General features: G+C 36.2%; 13 protein-coding genes. 11 read left to right on the forward strand and 2 right to left on the reverse strand.

The features are described from left to right. Positions 1-139 precede the first annotated feature (139 nt). A complete protein-coding gene (locus HMPREF9304_RS07085) occupies positions 140-1831 on the reverse strand; it encodes a glycoside hydrolase family 10-like protein (RefSeq protein ID WP_036927785.1) in 1692 nt (563 codons plus the stop codon). Positions 1832-2075: 244 nt separating this feature from the next. On the opposite strand from HMPREF9304_RS07085, the gene HMPREF9304_RS07095 reads away from it, so the two are divergent. The 11 genes from HMPREF9304_RS07095 (at position 2076) to HMPREF9304_RS07140 (ending at position 18335) form a co-directional block, all read left to right on the forward strand. Further along, positions 2076-2561 carry an outer membrane beta-barrel protein gene (locus tag HMPREF9304_RS07095; RefSeq protein WP_025072645.1) on the forward strand — a complete coding sequence of 162 codons (486 nt, stop codon included), beginning with the start codon at positions 2076-2078 and terminating at the stop codon, positions 2559-2561. After that, complete coding sequence (gene recR / locus HMPREF9304_RS07100; RefSeq protein WP_036927791.1) at positions 2562-3173, forward strand: recombination mediator RecR; 612 nt, start codon at positions 2562-2564, stop codon at positions 3171-3173. Between the two features lie 68 nt (positions 3174-3241). Beyond that, the gene (locus HMPREF9304_RS07105; protein WP_036927793.1) at positions 3242-3691 is read left to right on the forward strand and encodes a hypothetical protein; all 450 of its coding nucleotides are present in this window, start codon (positions 3242-3244) and stop codon (positions 3689-3691) included. 9 nt (positions 3692-3700) lie between these two features. Next, entirely contained in the window at positions 3701-4900 is a 1200-nt protein-coding gene (locus tag HMPREF9304_RS07110) for a glycosyltransferase family 2 protein (RefSeq protein WP_036927796.1), read from the forward strand. Positions 4901-4917: 17 nt separating this feature from the next. After that, positions 4918-5436: a GNAT family N-acetyltransferase gene (locus HMPREF9304_RS07115; RefSeq protein WP_036927799.1), complete on the forward strand. Its 519-nt coding sequence runs from the start codon at positions 4918-4920 to the stop codon at positions 5434-5436. A 180-nt stretch (positions 5437-5616) separates the two neighbouring features. Next, on the forward strand, positions 5617-5904 hold the full coding sequence (locus HMPREF9304_RS15165; protein ID WP_052045993.1) for an SGNH/GDSL hydrolase N-terminal domain-containing protein: 288 nt from the start codon (positions 5617-5619) through the stop codon (positions 5902-5904). Beyond that, a complete protein-coding gene (locus HMPREF9304_RS15170) occupies positions 5889-6743 on the forward strand; it encodes an SGNH/GDSL hydrolase family protein (protein WP_052045995.1) in 855 nt (284 codons plus the stop codon). The genes HMPREF9304_RS15165 and HMPREF9304_RS15170 overlap by 16 nt, the downstream gene beginning before the upstream one ends. 502 nt (positions 6744-7245) lie before the next feature. Continuing rightward, complete coding sequence (locus tag HMPREF9304_RS07125; RefSeq protein ID WP_021847831.1) at positions 7246-7446, forward strand: helix-turn-helix transcriptional regulator; 201 nt, start codon at positions 7246-7248, stop codon at positions 7444-7446. Between the two features lie 10 nt (positions 7447-7456). After that, positions 7457-7963: a S1 RNA-binding domain-containing protein gene (locus HMPREF9304_RS07130; protein ID WP_036927800.1), complete on the forward strand. Its 507-nt coding sequence runs from the start codon at positions 7457-7459 to the stop codon at positions 7961-7963. 11 nt (positions 7964-7974) lie between these two features. Next, on the forward strand, positions 7975-16377 hold the full coding sequence (locus HMPREF9304_RS07135) for a RecQ family ATP-dependent DNA helicase (RefSeq protein ID WP_036927802.1): 8403 nt from the start codon (positions 7975-7977) through the stop codon (positions 16375-16377). Between the two features lie 176 nt (positions 16378-16553). Continuing rightward, on the forward strand, positions 16554-18335 hold the full coding sequence (locus HMPREF9304_RS07140) for a 3'-5' exonuclease (RefSeq protein WP_156104784.1): 1782 nt from the start codon (positions 16554-16556) through the stop codon (positions 18333-18335). 1665 nt (positions 18336-20000) lie between these two features. Here HMPREF9304_RS07140 and HMPREF9304_RS07145 read toward each other — a convergent pair. After that, on the reverse strand, positions 20001-22550 hold the full coding sequence (locus HMPREF9304_RS07145; protein ID WP_036927808.1) for a hypothetical protein: 2550 nt from the start codon (positions 22548-22550) through the stop codon (positions 20001-20003). Positions 22551-22615 lie beyond the last annotated feature (65 nt).

Below are 22615 nucleotides of genomic sequence, written 5' to 3' on the forward strand. Positions count from 1 at the left end.
CGTTTGCCTATTGATTTTTTCTATTTTGCAGATTTTCAATGGTCGTTTTTTGGTAAAATGATAGGACAAAAATGTCTCTACTGTCTTATCAAAAATGATAAGAAAGCAAGCAAGAAATGATAGACGGATTGTTATAAAACTACCTCAGAGAATTTCTTTTCACCATAAATATACCCAAGCGATGAGTGTGGTTGTATCGATCCAACGAGCGTAGCGTGTACATCCCTTCGGGGAGCGTGGAGATATCAGCATATTTCCCTTGATAGACACGGGTGGTAATCATCGTTCCTTGCAATGATTCTATGAGTACAAAAGTGGCATCCAATGTCTGTCCCTTTGCTGGGAGTTCCACGTGTTTGCCATCACAATAAAGTAGTCGTGTGGTAGCCCTTACGCTTGCATCGTTGCCTTTGTGCGATTGTATGGCATCACTTTCGTTGCCGTATCTATCCATAGCCGTGACCGCATAAGCCAGTTTTGTAGCCTTGGGCAGTTGTAGGGTAGTGCTTTGTACACGAGTAGCAATCAGGTTACGAGCATCGTGGATATCCACAGGAACCTGTCGGCTGGCATAAATGTTATAGACAAGGTAAGGCGCATTGCTTCGATCTTTGGCACCCGCCCACGATAGGGTAGCTGTCTTTTCGTCCCACTTCAGTTGTGTGGGTGGTAGCGGCGGGGTGGCATATTGCCATGTCATTGCGGGAATGAGGGCAGGATAGCGACAAAAATCGTTGGAAGCAAAATCGTATATTCCTTTCACGTTATCGGTTAAAAACTTGCCTCGGAAGTAAGCATGCCCCATGCCAAACTGTCTTATCACTTGCATTTCTTGACTAATGACTTGTAAGGGCCAGTTGCGTTCGGTAGGAGACATGAAATAAATTCCTAATCCTGGTACAATCATCCGCCCGTGACTCTCTTCTTTCCAGTTGAGTGCAAAGGGATAAAACTGGTCGCCCTTAAAATACATCATGGGATAGAGCTGGTCCATCAGTCCTTCTTTTAACCACGCTTGCGCATTTTGGCACACTTTAGAATAGGCATTCCAGCCACGACTCCAATATCTGGGCAGATCATTGTATTTGCCAATCGGCGAACAACTCATTTTTACCCAGGGCTTCAATCGTTTTACTCGGTCGTGAATGGCTTGTACGATATTCGTGATATGCTGGCGGGCGGTGGCTCTATTGATTTGGATGCGCCATGTTTCGGGATATCTGATATAATCTAAATGGATGCCGTCAATATCGTAATTACGGGTGATTTCTTCACAAAGATTTGCTAAGTAGGTGGCAGTCTGTGAACTTTCAGGATTCATATAGCCCTCGTCTTTATCCTTTTTTATCATGTTAGGATATTTCCTTTGTAAAGATTTACAGCCTAAACCTCTCCATTTTCCAACGGGTATGGTGACAATCCACGCATGCAGTTCCATGCCACGCTGATGACATTCGTCGATGATAAATGCCAAGGCATCATACCCCGGAGATTTTCCAGGTATGCCAGAGAGACACCCGTCCCAAGGCTCATAAGCAGAAGGGTAAATCACTGTTCCTCGAACTCGAGTCTGTAGCAGTACGGTGTTAATACCTGCACGCTGATATTGGTCTAACAACATGCGTAATTCTTGTTTCTGCCGTTCTATTGTATAGGTTGTTCGAGCATAGGTATGTGGCCAGTCCAATCCTCCAATCGTCGTGAGCCAAACAGCTCTTACTTCGTATTTAGGAGAAAAAGAGAGAGAGTTTTGTAATGAAATCTTGTTGGGTTGAGCATATATAAATAATGTGGAAAAGCTCCACATCAGTATCCATAAAAATCGTTTCATCCAGTTTGTTGCGTGAAATTTAATATTGCTCACAAAGATACTTATATTTTTTTAGTTTTCAAATATATTGTGTACTTTTGCAACATATACCTAAAAGGTTTGCCTTTACATGATTTGTGTGTACTTCAAGTTTTCATCTTTGACAAGCAGATGAGGTACTCGGCAGAAGAAAGCATGGTGGGCAACGTGATAGGTAAAATGACAGACGATAAAAAAATAACAATAATAACGTAATTGAGTAAAGATGAAAAAGCTGATTACAATGATTGCAGCACTGCTCTTGACCTTGACAGCAAGTGCACAGTTTGAACAAGATAAAGTCTACATTGGTGGCGCATTGAGTGGATTTAATCTGAGTTACAGCGGTTTGGATAAGTTTAACTTTGGTGCACAGGCGCATGCAGGTTATTTAGTAGAAGACAACCTCATGCTATTGGGAACTGTGAACTACCAACACAATGGTAACGAAACGGTGCCTGATTATATTTCCGCAGGAGTAGGAGGGCGTTATTACATTGTTCAGAACGGAATCTATTTGGGTGCTAACTGCAAATTTGTGCATGCGTACCATAATTACAATGATGTCATGCCTGGTATTGAGGTGGGCTATGCGTATTTTCTTAGTCGCACGGTAACGGTAGAACCCGCTATCTATTATGACCAGTCGTTAAAAGATCATAGCAATTATTCCACGATAGGATTTAAGTTAGGGATAGGCGTTTATTTGTAAATGGAGCAGCAATATCCTTCGTTACTCCTCGAAAAAGCGGTTAGTGAATTTGCAAAGCTCCCTGGGATAGGACGGAAGACAGCCTTGAGATTGGTGCTGAACATGCTTCGGCGGAATGTAGAAGAAGTGGAGCAGTTTGCACAGGCTATCTCAACGATGCGCCACGATGTGAAGTACTGTCGCCAATGTCATAACATCAGCGATACAGATATTTGCCCGATTTGCGCTGATCCTCGTCGAGACGCATCTACGATTTGCGTTGTGGAGAACATCCAAGATGTAATGGCTATTGAGAATACCATGCAATATAGAGGACTGTACCATGTGTTGGGAGGACTAATTTCGCCCATGGATGGGATTGGTCCCGACCAGTTGGAAATTCAATCTTTGGTTGAGCGAGTGGAAACTGGCGGCATTTCAGAAGTCATCTTAGCACTCAATTCTACCATGGAAGGCGATACTACCAACTTTTATATCTCTCGTAAACTGAATAGTTCAGAGGTTAAGCTAACGGTGATAGCACGAGGTATTCCTATAGGTGATGAACTTGAATATACCGATGAAGTTACTTTAGGGAGGTCCATACTCAATCGCATTCCTTTTGAGCGTTAATATAGATGTATGACTTCGTTCAAAACGTGCGCTTAGGTCTTTTTACAAAATCATCAAATAAAGAGTATATGAAAGAATTAAATCGTGTACAAAAAAAGTTGCTGGCACAGTTTTTTGTACCGTTGATATTGGCTTTGGGACTCATTGTCTTGTTTGAAACAGAAACATTGGTACCTGGTGCTTGTACTGAGCAAAGTCAGACGGAATTTATTTGGTTGTCTGTCATGGAAATAGTGACTATCTGTTGCATTCCTCTTTCTTTACGATTGTTTAAGTTCAAAAAGATACAAGCAGCTTTGCAGCACCCAGCGACATCGCTAAAAGCACTCCTCGTTTGGGGAAGTTGCCGACTTGCAATGCTAACAATCCCCATGCTCGTTAATACCATCTTGTATTATCTTTTCATGAAAGTGGCATTTGGGTATTTGGCTATCATTCTCTTTCTTTGTTTATTTTTTATCTTTCCTTCAACCAAGCGTTGTATGCAGGAAACAAAAGATGTAAACCAAAACGATTAAAAAATACGAATGCATACTTTAGAACTATCTGTCATCATCGTCAACTATAATGTAAAATATTATGTTGAGCAATGTCTTGTCTCTTTGCAACGGGCATTACAGGATGTTGAAGCGGAAATCTTGGTCGTTGACAATGCTTCGCAAGATGGTTCAGTAGCGTATTTGAGTGACAAATTTCCGCATGTTACCTTTATCAGCAACAATCATAATTTAGGTTTTGCACGTGCCAATAACTTGGCTATTCGACAAAGTAGGGGGAAATATGTCTTGTTGTTAAATCCTGATACCATTGTGGGTGAAGACACTATCCGGCAACTTGTTGACTTTATGGACGAGCAATCGAAGCTCGGTGCAGTAGGGGTGAGGATGATTTCTACGCAAGGTAGCGATGCAAAAGAATCAAGGCGTGGCATTCCTACGCCTTTAACAGCCTTTTACAAGATGTGTGGGCTGTGTGCAAAGTACCCTCAACACAAACAATTTGCACGTTATTATTTAGGACATTTGCCTTGGGACAAACCTGCCGAAATAGAAATCGTGAGTGGTGCTTTCTTTGCCGTTCCCCGTACTTCTTTAGAAGATATCGGTTTGTTAGATGAAGACTTTTTTATGTATGGCGAAGATATTGATTTGTCATACCGACTTTTGAAGGGCGGTTATCACAATTGGTATTTGCCTTTAAGAATACTTCATTACAAAGGAGAAAGTACACAGAAGTCTTCTTTTAAGTATGTTCATGTCTTTTATGAAGCGATGCTCATCTTTTTCCAAAAGCATTTTGGAGGAATGAGTTTGTTTCTTAGTTTACCTATAAAGTTGGCTATCTACTTTAAGGCAATCATTGCCTTAATCCAAATGCAAATAGGCAAGACAAGGAAAAGTTTGGGATTGTTCCATCCACAGCGATATACGCCTCCTTTTTATATCTTTATTGGCAGTAGTGAGTCGATGTTGAAATGCCAGAAAATTGCTGAAAGAAAAGGATTGAAAGCCAAATTTATAGTAGCCACAGCAGCAGAATACCCTGAAGGACATCTTGCATTTGAGTTACCACAAGCATCAGAGGTATGTGTTGTTTATGATATCTCGGCTTATACATTTAATCAAATATTCCATATATTTTCAAAAGGTTCACAATCTCATGTTCATTTAGGTACATTCAATCCCATGAACGAAATCGTGATTACTCCTTCTGAAATATTAAAATAAAACGTTGCTTAGCGCTTATGGCAAATGTTGTTTTGAGGGCGATGGAGCCAGAAGATTTAGACTTGCTCTATCAAATAGAAAATGATACAAAGCTTTGGAACATTGGATTGACGAATGTTCCGTATTCTCGTTACGTCTTACACGATTATATTGCCACGTCCTCTGGTGATATTTATACCGATAAACAAGTAAGGTTAATCATTGAAAACGAAGAACATCAGACGATTGGGTTGGTGGACATCATGAATTTTAATCCTCAAAACAGAAGAGCAGAAATGGGGATTGTGGTACAAGAAGCCTTTAGACAGAAAGGGTATGGAAAGGATGCCATACAGAAAGTGATGAGATATGCCAAAGAGGTTCTTCATTTGCACCAATTGTATGTCGTGGTCAACTCTTCACAGAAGCTCACCATCGGACTGTTTCTTCGCATGAGATTCAAAGAAACCTGCCAACTCAAAGATTGGTTGTATGATGGTGAGTTGTACCACGATGCCACTTTATTGCAATGTTGTTTATCATCCGAAAACAAGTAGAGCAATATTTGTAACTACTTGTGAGATAAAAGGTTCTCTGTTCTTTTTACTCAACCATCTTTCATTTCATAAGTTTCTTGTTGTAGGGGTCGTTCCTTTGGTAATAAAATAGTATTTTTGTAGAAGTGCGATTCATGGCTGAATTGTATATCTATTTATTACTAAAGATTATTTTTAAGCATGTTGAAGAAACTCATTTGTTTATTATTGATTGGATGTTATTTTCCAACACTATATGCACAAACCGTGTGGTATCATCCACAAGAACAAAAGGACATGCCGATAAGCGGAAGAGGCTGGGGCAATGAAACCGGAAAAACGTATCATCGTTTTCCCATTCGGTTTAAGAAAGAGGTACGTGAAACGCTGTGGAACCTGTCTGAAAACAGTAGTGGACTTTATATTGACTTTACAACAGATGCTACTGACATCGCTGTGAAATATACGGTTACATGTCCAAAGATTTAAACAACGTAGGTACAATGGCTACCAGTGGTATTGACCTTTATCGAAGGAATGCGCAAGGTAATTGGAATTTCTGTTCTTGTTTTGGCTCATTCAATTTTGGTAACAGCGTCTCAGACACCATCTCTTATCATTATCAAAACATGATTGGGGAAAAAGACAGTGCTGCCACATTCAGACTTTATTTACCTCTTTATAACACGGTGTCGTCTCTACAAATCGGCATACCAGCTAATAAGCACCTTACTTTCGCGCCCATCAACTCATCGAATCCCATAGTTGTCTATGGAACATCTATTGCGCAGGGTGCTTCTGCATCTCGCCCTGGCATGTCATGGAGTAACATTTTACAACGCAAACTTGATATTCCTGTATTTAATCTTGGCTTTTCGGGAAATGGAAGATTGGAGTCAGAAGTCTTTCGTATCATGGGAGAGTTGACGAACGCCCGTCTTTTTATTATCGACTGTATTCCGAACATGGATTCTCCCGAGCGTGTGGATAGCATATATCCACGCATAATAGCTGGTGTTCGCTATCTACGCTCCAAGACTTTGGCACCCATACTATTGACAGAGCATTGTGGATATAACAATAGCTTGACACAGAAAGGATTACGGGAACAAGTCCTTAAAGCCAATAGTCTGTTGTATAAGGCTTATATGGAATTAAAACGTCAAGGCATAAAGAACTTAGAATATCTTACAGCCAATGAAATAGGAATCATTAATGACAATGACAGTCAAATAGATGGAGTACATGCAACGGACATCGGCATGAGACTTTATGCCAATGCTTATATAAATAAGATACGTTTGATGCAGGAGAATAAGAGCAAATAACGAAGATTCTTACCAGTTGTCAATGAAAGTCAGACGGAGTATATACGTATGTAGCGCTGTGCTTGAATCATTCGCAAGTTAATGTAGTACATCAGTGCAAGACGCACCATAGGTACAATCTGGGAAAATGCAAAGTTTCTTTTGATGCTTCTTGAGAGGACGGTGATTAGCAAATTGGCAATTAATAAAAGTTTTACCGGACAGCATTTATTATATATTGATATTCTTTAGTTTGATTATTCTTAAAATCCTTGAAATCACTCTTTTGGGAATGTGTGACCTACAGAGTTTGTTAGTATACTTTAAGGGATTAACTAAAATTCATTTGTTAAGTGACAATAAATAAAAGAAACATCAGTGACTATTGCTGAATAGTTACTCAAATTAGACAATTTCATTAAAAAAACAGAAAAATCAGGCTCCTTGTTTATTTTAATGTGAATATTATGACGTAAATTTAAAGATATTTATTAAATTTGCGCCTAACATTAATTTATTTGCAATGGAGAAGCTTAATAGAATCAAGGGTGCTTTAGCTGATGCCGGCAAAACCAATATATGGCTTGCTGAACAAATTGGACGTGACCCAGTGACGGTCTCAAAATGGTGTACTAACACCAGTCAGCCAGATTTGCAAACTCTGGCAAAAATTTCAGACCTGTTAAACGTAGATATTCGAGAATTGTTAATTAAAAGGAAATAATTATATTCTAATGGCTTTGGATTCAATAGTTGAGTTAACCGTTGGTGACGTTGTAAAGGCAACAGTAAAGCAAATTCTGAAAGACTATGCAATAGTGTCTTTTGGCGACATCATGGCTTACTTGCCCTCATCCGAATATTCTTGGGGAAGAGATAATAACCTAAAGAATAAATTGAAGTTGGGTATGGAGTTAAACGTTGTTGTTATACAGATAACAGACAAAGGCGTTATGGTGAGTATTAAGAGGATGTCTAAGGATCCGTGGTTAGATGTAGAGACCCTATATCAAGTTAATCATCAAGCCAAAGGTAAGATAACAAAATTGCAAAGTTATGGAGCTTTTCTCGAATTGCCAAGCGGAATTCAAGGTCTTCTTCACAAAAAAGAAATGTCTCTTGATGGAACGAAAAAACCGAGTGAAATTGTATCTGAAGGACAAGAAATAGATGTAATTATTACTTCAATAGAAAAAGCTGACCGAAAAATGTCTTTCTCAATCAAGCCTTTCTTGAACTAACCCTTTGAAGAATGATGAAACAGAATCTACATATTCAATCTGAATTGATACTCAATCATATTGAACTGACAGACGAGGATTTGTCAGAGCTTCCACCATATCCAAAAGTCGAAGAAACAAAGGTTCAACCGAGATTCGTTGGAATTGTATGTAGATGCCGTTCTTTGGACAACTACGCATTTGTAGTAACCAATATGTGTGGCATCAACAGTACATCAACTCCATATTCTCCAGTCCAGCTATATTTGGAAAAAAGCCAGTGGAAGGACGTAACCTATTTAAAAGAGGATATGTGGATTACCTTTGAACTTAAAAAACAGCCCAATCGAGACAGACATGCAGCAATTAATGCAAAATGTCTCTCTTCGACAAGTGATGACTATAATATTTGCAGGAATTACTTAGGCCGCTATGATAAGATTTACGGAACCGTTAATGGAAAACGTTTCAGTGAGTCTATCCTTTCTGTTGTTGTTGAGAGTTTTTTTAAGAAATCTGAAGGTCGTCAGTTAGTACTTTCTGATTTGTACCAAAGGAAGTCGCTCGATCCTAGAGAATGGGAACTTCTGCTATCAAATATGACGACAGAAGAGCGTGATTCTTTTACATTTAATACTGACGTAATTGAACCAACTGCAGTACTTAGGGTGACTTTGTATAAATACCTTAACTCTATAGAGTGGATTAAAAATTCATGTATCATTGACGCCCTTATGTCAAGCATAGGCTCACATCATATCATTGAGTTGTTGATGGAGAGTTTTAAATCTGAAGCTGACAAGCATGAGTGGATTGATTATGTGATTAATAGTGGTAAAACTTCTGACAAATTATTCGCAGAACTCTATTTAATGACAAATAGTATTGATATTTTTAATAGAATAGCTGACAAAAGTTGTGTCTCTTCGCTAATATCAAAGGATAAAGATAAAATTAAAGATTATCTTCTTTTTTGTGTGTCAATCATGGGCAAAACAGAACTAGACTCTGTTGTTGACACATTTGATGTAGATGTGTTGATTGATGCCCTAAAGCTCATGAGTGATGATGAGAGACTTAAATTTGTATGCAGTCTTTCTGATGAAAAGGCCTCCAAACTTGCTTCAGACAAACGTTTTGAAGATTTTGACCTGACAAATAGATTGATGTCTATTGAAGAAGGTAGACGCATTCTTTTAAATGATTTATATGTAAGAAAATGCAATGACTATAAAGAATGGGATAATTATTTGTCACATCTTAGTGAAAGTGAACTCCAATCTTTTGTGTTAGATACTAAGTGCATTAAACCAACCGCTGAATTAAGATTTTGCCTTTTCAAATACACGAAATTGTTAGATTGGCTTAAACACCCAAGCGTTATTTCTATGATTGGTAAGCAAAACACTGAATCGGAAATAACTCTAAAACAGATTATTGATAATTTCGATAACGAAGAGGATAAAAAAGAATGGGTTATTTACGCAAAAGACAGTTCTATTTCTAGTGAAAATCTAATAATAGAATTATTTTATTTAACTGGAAGTGTTGATGCTTACCATGCAATTGAGAATAAATCTATCATTTTAGAGCACATGAACGAAGCTGGGGTTCTTGAAGTAAAGAAATTCCTGAAATTCTGTTATGTTAATCTGAATGAAGAAGATTTTAATAATGTCATTAATGGCTTAACGTATGATAAATTTCTTGGTGGATTAAAAAAAATGTCCTCTGACGATAGTTATCAGTTGGTAAGTCGTTTGCCAGAAGATAAGGCAATAGAAATCGTCACAAGCGAGGATTTCAAAGGAAGTAAGCTGTTTACGTCTTATATTGGTCAGAAGTGGGATTCGATTAAATGTAATATGCCATATTGTGTCTTTGATCTTGAATCTGACGGTGATTCTATAAGGGAATTTGCATTCTATGCGGAAGATAATATGAGGCCATACACTGGAGAGGATCAAATAAATTCGTTATTCAGAAAGCTAAAGAAATCACCAATTATTGTAGGTCATAACATCAAACTTTGGGATTTACCGATCCTTAATAAAAAAGGGTTGCAAATTCCAGATAGCACTTTCGTATGGGACACTCTTGAAATAGAAATACTTTTAAATCCATGTCGATATGCATACTCTTTGCATACAGAGCACAATGCTGAAGCAGATACAAAATTAACCAACGAACTATTCTGGAATCAGCTTTATAGATTATCTACTGATGAACGCCTCGTTGAACAACTGCGGGATGTTCTTCCTGATAATATCGGAACTATAATTAATTCTTTGCGTGTTGATTATTTCTCGGAATATTTTAGAACTACAGCAAATCTTGAACGTCAGTTCTTCCAAGAATTGCGTCCAATATCTGACACGTTAATAAAGAAGCTGAATCAAATAGCTGTAATTCCAGAATCTGAAGCGACATTATTAATTGCTCCAAGTAATTTATGGTCACGTTTGGCTCAATATATACCATTATCATTCCCTGGTTCAAAAATAAGTAATGCATATAAGAGTATAGACATCAACATACTTAAAGACAAACAATTCAAGGATGTTATTAAACAATGCATTCTTGAACGGTTTTGTGTGGTGTCACGTACCCCAGTGCTTGAAAATCTTGCTCAATACCTTCGAGTAGTTGATACGGAAAGTAATAAACTTTCGTTTACCGAAGATGAATTGCAAGATTATCTGTGTCACTATAATAGTCATATTGATTGCATTGATGTTACTTCTTTTGAGGATGAAGATATCCTTTCTAAGGACTATAAACACATTTTCATTATTGGCACGGAGTTAGAAGACAGAGTTCATAAATGTAAGGTATGTGAAAACAAAACATTTGCTGATTTAATAGCATGTGGAAGTAAGCTTCCTTTCACTATGGCTTCAACTAATTTTGCTCCTGTCAAAGGTGACGAAATAAGAAAGCTGGGTATAACCAAACCAGAACTTGCTGCGAATATTTGGGCGGAAAGAGAACAAAATGGTCAATTTGCTTTTTATTTGAATTATCAATATCAAGCTTATAGAAAACGGTTCTTAGACCATTTCAAAACTAAACCACAAGTTTTGAAGTGGGCGTTCTCGGGAAAGGATTATGGCCATATAAACTTGACTCAGGTTAGTAGAAAACGTACTGCTGATATGGTGATGCGCGTTAATAGTTCTACTACTCAAAGAAGTAAATACTGGTTGTTCCAAATCGCTTTGTTGAACAAAATACATGAAACGAATAGAGAACTCCCTATAGTATATGTTGTTAATGACAAGAAAGAAATTGAGAGGCTTACTAAATATGCAGCATCTCAAGGATTCTTTATTCCCACAAATGGTAATGGTTTCCGCAAACTCGAATATATAGGCAGCCATTCAAATGGAATGGTAATAATTACCAAGCAAGAATTCATAGATGGTGTAGGCTCATATAGAACTGATAAACCATTCTGCTATGTTTGGGATAATATGGACATAGATAGGTACATGTTAATGTGGGATAAACTTCCGTTTGATGACGATTTGGAAGAAGATGCAGATGATGAACGTGATGATAAAGTTCATCATACTACACCACGTCAATGTATTCATGCAGCTTGGCCTATTTATGAGCACTATTGTTCGTTGGTAATGGCAAATAGTGAAGCTACACAATTCTATATTATAGATCCACATTTTGATGACTATGAGGATATTGCGAATAGTTGTCAAGCCCAATCTTTCAAGGTGACTCTATGGGAAACTAATAGTGATTACAATGAAGCCCTTGAAAACTCAGGTCTATATTTCGATGATAGTAGAGGTAAAGAAGAGGATATAGACACAATAACAGCTATTGAGTTAATCCGCAAACATTTTATTGGTGATTATCAATGGAAACCTACACAGGAAGAAGTACTTCCGTTTATGTGGGAAAAGAGAGGAGACTGCATTGTTTCAATGCCAACTGGTGAAGGAAAATCTGTATGTTTCCAAGGACCGGCACTTTATAGAGCTTCAATTACCAAAAAACTTTCATTGGTCATAACACCTTTAAGGGCTTTGATGCAAGACCAAGTTGAAGATTTACATAAAAAAGGATTTGCAACTAACGTTGATTATCTAAGTGGCGACCGCCAGCGACCAGAGGTTGAAAACATTTACCGCAAACTACGTTCTGGTGAAATTGCACTATTGTATATAACCCCAGAAAGATTCCGTGTTAAGTCATTTATGAATGTCTTGTTCCAACGTATGGAAATGGATGGCGGTCTGGAGTATATCATTTTTGACGAAGCTCATTGTATTTCACAATGGGGACAAGAATTCCGTCCAGATTATAGGAATGCTGTTTTAACTTGCATAGAACTAAGAAAGCAATTCGATTTTATGTTCGCTTTGTTCTCTGCTACTGTCACAACACAAGTGGAATCAGATATTCGTTCTTTCTTGCCCGATATTCAAAGATTGGGACAAACTGCAGAGGATTATAATCCAATACGCCAACATATTGGAATTTCATTTGCTTTAACCGAGCATGAGGACGAAGCAAGAATTGGTGAGATTGTACAATTTATAGAAGATAAGCAGATAGATTTTTCATTAAGTTGTATGATCGTATTCTGTCGTACACATAGACAATGTGAGGAAACTGCTGATGCTTTGTCTGAATTAGCATTAAGATCTTCTCCTGGAAGTATATTGAACAAATGTATAGATAAAATAGGTTTTTATCATGCAGGTCTTGATGCTGATTTGCGAAATGATGTTTACGAACAGTTTAAGCGTAAAGAAGGTGTAGATCCACTTTACATTCTTTGCGCAACAAAGGCATTTGGTATGGGAATGGATATACCTAATGTCCATTATATAGTTCATTATAGTCCTCCTTCTGTTTTGGAAGATTATTTGCAGGAGGTTGGTCGTGCTGGACGTGATGAAAAGCAATATAAATTGGCGTTCGAGGATGGAAAAGAAAAAATTCCAGCCCTGTGTTTAACGTCAAAAGAAGACTTTAGAAAACTAAAAGAACTGTTAGTTAAAAGTCAGATGAGCTGGTCTAATTTGACCGATGCCAAGGATAAAATTGTTGAATATATAAAGCGTTTCCAAACTATTGAACAAACAAAAAAAGAACCAATTGTTGTTCCTTTTAGCGTTTGGGTCAAGAACGCAGAAGACTTTAATGATACTACAGCTTCAAGATTAGCTTTCCATTGGTTAGATCATATCGGATATATTAAACAACGTTATCTGTCACAGGCATGTCTTGACATTACTGTTAATGACAATGGAGGTAGGTCTTCATCATTAAAGCGGAATCCAGTATATTTATATTTGGAAAAGAATGCTCAAATAAAAGGTCAGCGTTCACTTGTTTCGATGAACGAAATGAGGAATAGCTTACGTATGTCTATGTCAAAGATTATGAATCAAATAATCTTATGCATGGAAGGTGGATTATTGGATTTAAATGAGACTATGAACTGTAAACTAGTTCCTCGCAGATTTTGTGAAGCCACCTTTATGGTGAAACATGATAGAAACGATTTCGCCTTGCACATTGTGTTTGATGGTTTAAGGAATCTTCTTTCTGATTGCAAACAAGGCAAGGTTAGAATGATTGACCAAAACGAGCGTGAACACATATATAAGCATTTAATGGATGATGTAATATATGATGATATCTATGATGACAATGGCGTTAAATATATGCCATGGAAAGCCGAATTTGACAATCCTCCAAGGTTAGCTGTCACTAAATATGATACTTTTAGAAAAAACATTTTAAAGCGCATGGGTAGTCAGATGTTTACTCTCCTAAATTATCTTCCCATGGTTAGCTATAAAGTTGAAAATCTTGAAGATGATATTATATGCCAAATAAAGCTTAAAAATGACGAATGGCCAAACTATCTCGAACAATTAGAGAGAGATTGCCGTACAATGATAAAATATGTTGTCGAGAAACCGGAAGAGTTTTGTTGGGCAAGAGTGATAATAGATCTTGGATGGAGTAAGAAAGGATATAGATATTTTGAGGATCTACTCTCTATCCTATATCATCTTGCATATGTTGAGCATTCTCCACTTGTTCAAAGTGGAATAGAGATTCTTGCTACAGAATCTACCGAATCTGAAATACCAGAAGGACTTTCAGAAGAATCCAACATGTTTGCATATCGTAAAGAATTTGACGATAATGAGAAGATAAAGAAAGTACGCCTATCTTGCATGGATATCTTTACAAGTGTTGATGAAAAAGAGCAAGGTACTTTTATTCAAAGATATTTCCAGAGCAAGGACTATGAGGACTATTTAAGTCTTGCTGGTGATTATGTTCCTGATGGCTCAGACATAATGTCCGAGTTGACAGAAGAAGCTCTCAAAGCAGAAGAAGCAAAGTTGGAAAACAATGAGGATCAGAAATGTATTTATGAGCAACCTACGAATAAAAATGTTAATGTTCTAGCTGGTCCTGGTGCAGGTAAAACTCATGTCCTTACCTTACGATGTGCGAGACTCATCTACAAAGAACATGTAGATCCATCTCACTTGCTTGTGCTCGCATATAATAGAGCTGTCGTTGTTGAGTTGCGCAATCGCCTGAATAACTTATTTACAAAATTAGGAATGAGCAGAATTGCTCATCAACTTAACGTGTACACATTCCACGCATTAGCTAAGAAATGTCTAGGAAAGAAACTTGATGGCATATCAACGGAAATGTGGGAATATGAGTTCTTTAATTATTTGAGTAAGAACGTTAAAGATTTTAAGGCTCGTTTCCCTAACATCGAATATGTATTAGTGGACGAATTTCAGGATATCACCACAGTCCGTCTGGACTCCCTGCTTCGTATTCACCACATATTTAGAAATGCAAAGTTCTTTACTATTGGTGATATAAATCAAAGTATTTATGGCTTTGATAGAGTTCCAAAAGATAATTTTGGCAGGAAAGTCATGCTTCAACCTGAGCAGTATGCTGAAGTACTGGATCCAAGACCATATTATAAAAAACTTGACAGTGAAATACATCCTGAGCAACTTTCAATGTTTACTAATTATAGATCATATCAAAAGATTTTGGATAAAGCTTCTGAGTTCATACAAGAAGGTGATATGCCTGTATCTTCGCAGTCTATAATGAAGTATGAACCAACAGAACCTTATGTTGAGGAATATGATAGTATCAAAGATAAAGGACATGTCTGGTTTAATGATATTATCAAAGTGGTTAATTGGGCAAAATCTCAGAATGTCGATGCCGAAGAAATCCATGACAATGACGTTTTGAAAAAAATGCGTCACATAGATACTATTGCGGTCTTTTTCAGAACAAATAACGAAGTGTATCGTGGCTATTCAAAGATAAAAACTTCACTCCCTAAAGATGTGAGAATTAGAATCCAAGGTGAAAGTCTGGGCGAGTTTTGGCGAGAAAGGGAAATTTACTATTTGGTAGACACGCTTAATCGCTATGCAAATCAAAAGATTGATATGCGCAACAATAAGACCGCTAACGGAATCAAGGAATTCCTAAAAAAGAAAATGCACGATTCTCCTTCATGGGATTCTTATACATTAGATATCGCTTACACCTTAGTTCTGAACTACATGGACTCCATTCGTTCAGACTATGATTCACATACATGGAAAGACTTGGCTGATTATATTATAGACATCGCAAGCCGGGATGATGCTGGTCAAGTATACAAAATATATGAGAATTATCGTAAACAGAGAATCCTTCAGGAAACGCCTTTGACAGTAGTTTTAACTACTATGCACAAGGTAAAAGGACTGGAGTTTGATGTTGTAATAACGACACCATCCTTTGCAGGTTTGCCTTTACGTCCACATCGAGAATATGAAAAAGGTGAGAATCCAAATGTAGACGATCTTGCAGATATGAATGAGGAACGAAGACTAATGTTTGTTGCTTATACCCGTGCAAAGAAGCGTTTGATAATATATAAAGCAGAACGTGAACGGGCTCTATCTCAAAGTTCTATTTATCTTGCGCCAGACTATCCTGCACTGAGATATACAGAACCGAAGCCAGGTTTGGATAAATATTACTTATCATATACTGCTCAAAGTCGAATCTTCGAGAATGTCAATTCATACGTTCTGAATCAGATAAAAAAAGACGATCCCGTACATATTGTTAGAGATCAATATGGTAATTATTTCATTGTCCATAATGGTCATTATATTGGCCGTCTTTCAAGCAGGAGTACCATAAGATATCGAGCTGAAGAGGATGGAAAGACATTATTGAATGATTTTTTTGTCAGCAACGTTTTTGTGTGGACGTATGAAGATACACTTGCATCTGACAGAGCAAATAATACAGATTTTGCCGCCAGATGGTCACCAGAAGCAAAACAACAAGGATATATTAACATTGTACAAATTGCGGGGTTTGGTACACCAAATCCATAAAAAATATAAAATATGGAACAGATTAAAGAAGATCTCCAGCATGTTTATAATCTTTCTGTTGAATCATTCAACAAGAAGGAATATTCTGCTTTTTTCGTAATATCCGTCCGGGGATAGAGTATTTATCTCAATTTTTAATCTATGACTTCTTTGGTAATGAAGATGAAGCTGAGGATTTGATAAATGGTGATACGTCTATTTCCAAAAATAGAGAGGATAACTCATACTCTATTTCATCATATCCAGCTAATTTCAAACCTACAGGAAGAGTTTTCTGTGAGTTATTCCCCAAAGCATACTTTTGTAAGCATCGAGACGTGACTTCTAAATACGCGACAGAAGAAAAGAAACGCTTTAAACGAGGGTTAGATAGTTGTAGTGCAGAAATGTGTAGATACTATAGCATAGCAAGCGAGATGGGCTCACATGCAGGACGCTCTTCAATGGATGTAGAAGTTCAGGCTCGAGGCTGTGCGGCTTTCTTTATGGGCTTTTTGGATTATATTTCAAGCAATAGAATAGCAAGTAAATCAGCTATTGTTTTTCTCGGCAAATTTGATAAATTTGTTTTTGGCGATGTTGATAACACAAGCGATTATCAGAATCAAATTGATAATCTAATAAAGGAAGCCGAAGAGAAAGATGCTGCTTTATTAACTGCACAGAAGATGCAACTTGAAGCTGAACAAGGTAAGTTGCTTGCAGAACAAAGAACAACTGAAGTTGAGTTGCGCAATAAAGAACTAGAGGATCAGATAAAGCAGTTGCAAGAATTATTAGATAGCCAAACGGTGATAGTTGATGCACATAATGAAAATGCTGATGAAAATGACGTAGAGGATATTGAAGCAATCACTGTCACTGACGGTGAATCAAGTGGAGAAACAAATAAAGAATATGTAACTATATCAAGTAGTCATAATTTCAGACGGCTTCTTCAGGGTGCAAACGATTGGGACGTAACTGAAGAAACAATGGATGATGATCAACTTGATTTAATTGAATATACAGACGATAAATCAATGTTAGTTGCTGGTTGCGCTGGAAGTGGTAAATCCGTAATTGCCATGCATAAAGCAGAACAACTACATAAAAAGGGCAAAGATGTGATACTTATTGCATATACAAGATCGCTTAGCCGTTTTATGAGAAACGGGAAAGCTGACTCAACGTTTAGATTCTTCCATCACTATCTCTGGAAATATAAATTGAAAATGCCAAAGGCTGACTATATTATTGTTGACGAAATTCAAGATTTCACGAAAGATGAAATACAGGAATTTATTGATGCAGCCAGAAAGCATTTCTTGTTCTTTGGAGATACAGCTCAGTCTATATATAGGCAATATGGTAAACAAACCATGACAATTGCTCAAATAGGCACAATGACAGGATTAAATACGTTGCAGCTCTTCAATAACTATCGTTTACCACGACCTGTTGCGAAGATAACGCAAGACTATGTTGGTGTTGATGTCCAGGAATATAAAGAAAAAGTGTATCAGAACAAGGAAACAGAACTTCCACATTTTATACATTTTGATAATGAGCAGAAACAAATCGAGGCTCTTTTAAGATTAGTAAAAGATAATCTTGGGAGAAACATAGGAATCTTGTTGCCTAATAATCCAGAAGTAATTCGAATAAGTCAGGAGTTTAAGGATAATGATGTTGAATGTGAGTTCAAATATAATAAGGGCGAAAATGATTTCGACTATGTGGATAATTTGGACTTTAATACTATGTTACCCAAAATTCTTACATATCATAGTGCTAAAGGACTGCAATTTGATATGGTAATCCTTCCATTGTATAATGGCGCAAGTGACGATGAATCAAGGAAGGCACTATATGTCGCTATGACACGTACTATGCACTCATTGTATGTGTTATATTCCACACAAACATTGTTGCCGCCATTGGATAGGGTTCCAACCCATCTATACCTTAAAGAATAGGTGTATAGAACAGATAAAAGGGCATCGTCATGGTAAAATGGTGATGCCCTTATTATAATCTATTGCTGTCCGGTAAAACATTATTAAACAAAATAATTTAGGGCTGACACTTCTCACGAGGTGTCAGCCCTTTTGGTTATCTTTGTTTTTACTAAAATACAGGCTTGAACTTCCATCTTTAAGCTTCTTTTCGCGAAGCTTAACTTGTCCTCTTTGGACGCTTGCTGATTTTTTCTTTGCCATAGTCATTAATCGTTTTAGAAATTATCACCGACTTTTGTTTCGAGGGACACTTTTTTCTGTCCCCGGGGGACAGTTTTTGACCCATTGCGACTATTTCTGGGGGACAAAGTTAAAGAAAAATCTGCAAATAAACAATACCCGAAACAAAAATCTGCAAAGATAAGCACAAACTTTAACACTTGAAAATAAGGGTGTTACGGGCTTATTTTTGCAGATTTTATTATTTTCTTTGTAGTGTCTTCACTTTCCGACGCAGCATATTTACATCACTGATTATCAGTGACAATTCATTTTAATCGGTACAACCTCTGTTTTGACAAATACACAGAATGTAGGGACAAATGCAAATCGTTGTATTTCATCGTTTTGCATATACGTGTTGTACCGCCTCTTTTCAGCCCTTTTGTGGAATGTCCGCTATCAGATACAAGGTATTGAGTGATAGGGTATTTCCGCAGGTATGTTACAGAACGCTTGTTGAATACAAAGGTAGTGGTTTTCTTGGGATTTCTGTGTCTTGTAGGATGTTTTTTATTCCTTGAAGGGTGTTGATGGGGTAGAAAATTGGTCATAAGACTAGCAATCTTTTGTGGGATATTTATGATTCGCTTGAAAAAGTGTAGAATAGTTGGTGATATTCGTTGGAAAAAGTGTAATGAATCAGATTTATTCGCTTGAAAAAATGTAATTGCTTCCGTTTGCCTACTATGAAATATGTTTGTGTGCCCTAACAAGAATACTTGTATTCAGGCAGTATTTATTATAACCTATCGGGTATAATTTTGTTTATCACACCAATATTATACCCGAAATGGTATAAATCAATATATTTGACTGAACTCCATAATGTCAAGCATCTGATATAGTATTCCATCAATAGCAGAATGCTAACTTTGATGAAAATGACCATAGTACCAATGGTTTATCGGGGGGTGTCGGTTTTAAGATGATGCAGAAGCATATCCATCGTTTTTCGTTCAAATTGTATATCCTCAATCAATGAAGGATCGTTCTCTGTCCATTGGTTAATATTGTTTTTGAGAATAGTTCACAAAGTGAAGGTACAGTATGTGTGATAACCGTATTAATCAGGAAGCTAACACGGATGGCATTCATTTTATCTGGTTCGTAAATAGGAGCTTCGTTCTGACAATATAAATTGCGAGAAATATCATTTTCTTGCGACTCATTTGAATGAACACGGTATTTGCGTTTATCCCATTTGTTTATGCGATAGATACGGTTGAGATAGCTCCACCAACACAAAGGATAGTATGATTATAGGCTTGTAGAATGGCATAATCGGGAACGGCAATGAAGCGTTTGAAGTTGAACATTACTTCATTTATGTGTGCTGTATTCTTGAATCTTTATGTTTTTAGTATATCTTTTGTTTTAATTGTTGTAAATCAGTTGTCTATTCTATTGTTCCATATTTTTTTTTGAGTGATATATTTGGTTTGTTTTCTCTGAATAGGATGCGATAATACCTTTCTCAATAAGGATATTCATGAATACACTATTTAATGTATTTCTTTCTATCTTTGGCGATTTCTTAGGATTGGCTATTTCATCATAAGGGTTGCCTAACGATATTAAGAATGTTTTTGTTATATCGTTATCAATGCCATTGTGTATTTGTATGAATAGCTTTATTCTATCAGCAACAGGAAGCCCTATTTTATTGATTAACTGAATTTGTAAAGATTCGCTTAAAGAATATTTATCTGAGTCTCGCAATACATTTTCTAATACAAATTTTGAAGTATAGGCACTTTTGGTAATTACATCTTCATGCACAGCATTTACGAAACAAAATTTCATGTCATTGTTAAGTTTAGAAGATTTAGCGATATTTTCCATATCAGCGGAATCAATTTCTAACTGATCTAATATTCCGATGAATTTGTCTGGAGCTTTTTCTACTAACAGAATATTCAGCCCTTTGTAATTTTGGCGTAAAAAATCATAACTTGCAACAACTTTATTGACTTTATTACCCTCAATTAAGATTCTCATCCTTTCAGGAGATATTGAACTAGGCTTAAAACTATTGTAGCACCATGGAATGGATTGTGTAAATAATTTATATGATACATCATTAATATTTTTCTCGTGAATTAGTGCTTCACATAATTTGCTATATATACTAACTTCGTCTTCATTAGCTACAGTTTCCATTCTGCTTTTTGATAATATAATAGCATTATTTTCTTGATTTAAAAAGTTAATAACAGACGTTGATAATAAATCGCTATCATTTGCAAACATCGCTTGAACATTCTTCCATGTGGGTCTTACTTTTGAATACTTGAATAGTAAATGAGCTTCATCCAAGCCAGTAATAGTAGATATATCATCCACTATAGTTTCTACCTGTTGAATAAGTTTTTCCTTTAGATTAATGTCTAATTTGGGGTTGTTTAGTAGAATGCTATATTCTTCCAATTCCTCTTTGTTGTTGCCTCTCAATTCAAGCAATATGTTTTTCACATAGGTGTTAATTTCTCCTTCAATATATTTTACAATGCCATTCAGCCCAGAGTTTTTGAGATAGGAGTAGTTTTTATTATTGAAACTTTCTTGCTCAAATTTGTCTTTGGGAATAACAATTTTGAGCATTTCTATATTAATCTCATAATAAGTATTTTTCATTATGAATTCTATGTCTTGTACAGGAGAATTTGAACTAATTGTTTTGAAAACAATTCCCAAGTATTCCACTAAATTTTGTCTCTTTTTGTTGTTAGAAGATGTAATAAAGAAATCACGATAATTAGCTATGTAAGTATCGTTTTTGTCAAAAATATTGCAAAGATCACTGATGTCTGCATACTCCAATACTAATAAGAAATACTGCTCTTTCCTTTCGTCGGTATAATTGGACTCATGCAATATATATCTCCAAATATTATTCCAATATGAACACAATTTATTAATAAACACCTCTTGGTATTTGCTTCTGTCAATATATTCATTTATGAATTTGACTGTTATGTCGTGCTCATTTGAGAGCTGTTTGAATAATATGTCTATTTTATCTACATATCCACTTGTAATCAGTGTATCAATAAGATTGAAATTTAAAACACATCTTTTTTCAAACATATATATATTTATGCGTTTGAGCAGTTCTTCCTTTTTATTCAAAATATAGTCGAATTGAGGTTCTAATTCTCTCTTTATGTTTATTAAGAATTGATAATCTGATTTTGAAAGAGTGCCCTCATGAAAAACAGAAATGTAGTCAAGGTAATTCTCATTAATATAACCATTTCTTAATAAAATATCTATTAATTCTTTCTTTTTGTCGTCGTTGCAATATATTTTTATATTATTTTCTGATAATAAATCTCTTAACTTGCTCTTCTTGATTTTCCCTATTTGTTCTTGTAGGCTTGTAATATTCATTCTGAGACTATTATTCTTATCTGCCTGTTTATCTAAGACTATTTTTTCTCGTTGATCATAAGTATAATTGGGATTGACTTGTTTCTCGATTTCATTGAATTTAAATGTATAAGAGCCAGACCGTCGAGTATTATAATAATCTAAATAGTCGTAATCAAGATTACCTCCTTTTATTTTGCAAAATGTGTCATCATCCGTAAAGTATTCCATACTTACCGATTTATTGTTATCTTTTAATCCGCTTATGCCTTTTCCGAGACTAATGATTTTTTCACAGACATTTGATACATAAAGAGTACGTAAATCCTTTATTTCTGATATAAAAGATTCATCAGATAGTCGTAATCTCTCTTTTATTGATTCAATCTGTTTATTTATTTCAGCAACTGCATTTTCGATATATTTGTTCTTGCTGCTGATCGTTTCAAAAAGTTCACCTCTGTTTTCACTCAAATCAGTGAAGTCTTTGGGAAATAGATTCTTATATACAATTATAGCAAGCAGCTTGTTCATATCAAGTTGCTGATTGATTTTTGTGGCATATACATGGAACTCATTCATTATATTATACAATCACTACTGTCCACGAAATTCCTTTAACATTTCAAAAAGTAACAAATTGATAG

Source organism: Hoylesella timonensis S9-PR14 (assembly GCF_000762405.1).
In the GTDB taxonomy this organism is placed as follows: domain Bacteria; phylum Bacteroidota; class Bacteroidia; order Bacteroidales; family Bacteroidaceae; genus Prevotella; species Prevotella timonensis_A.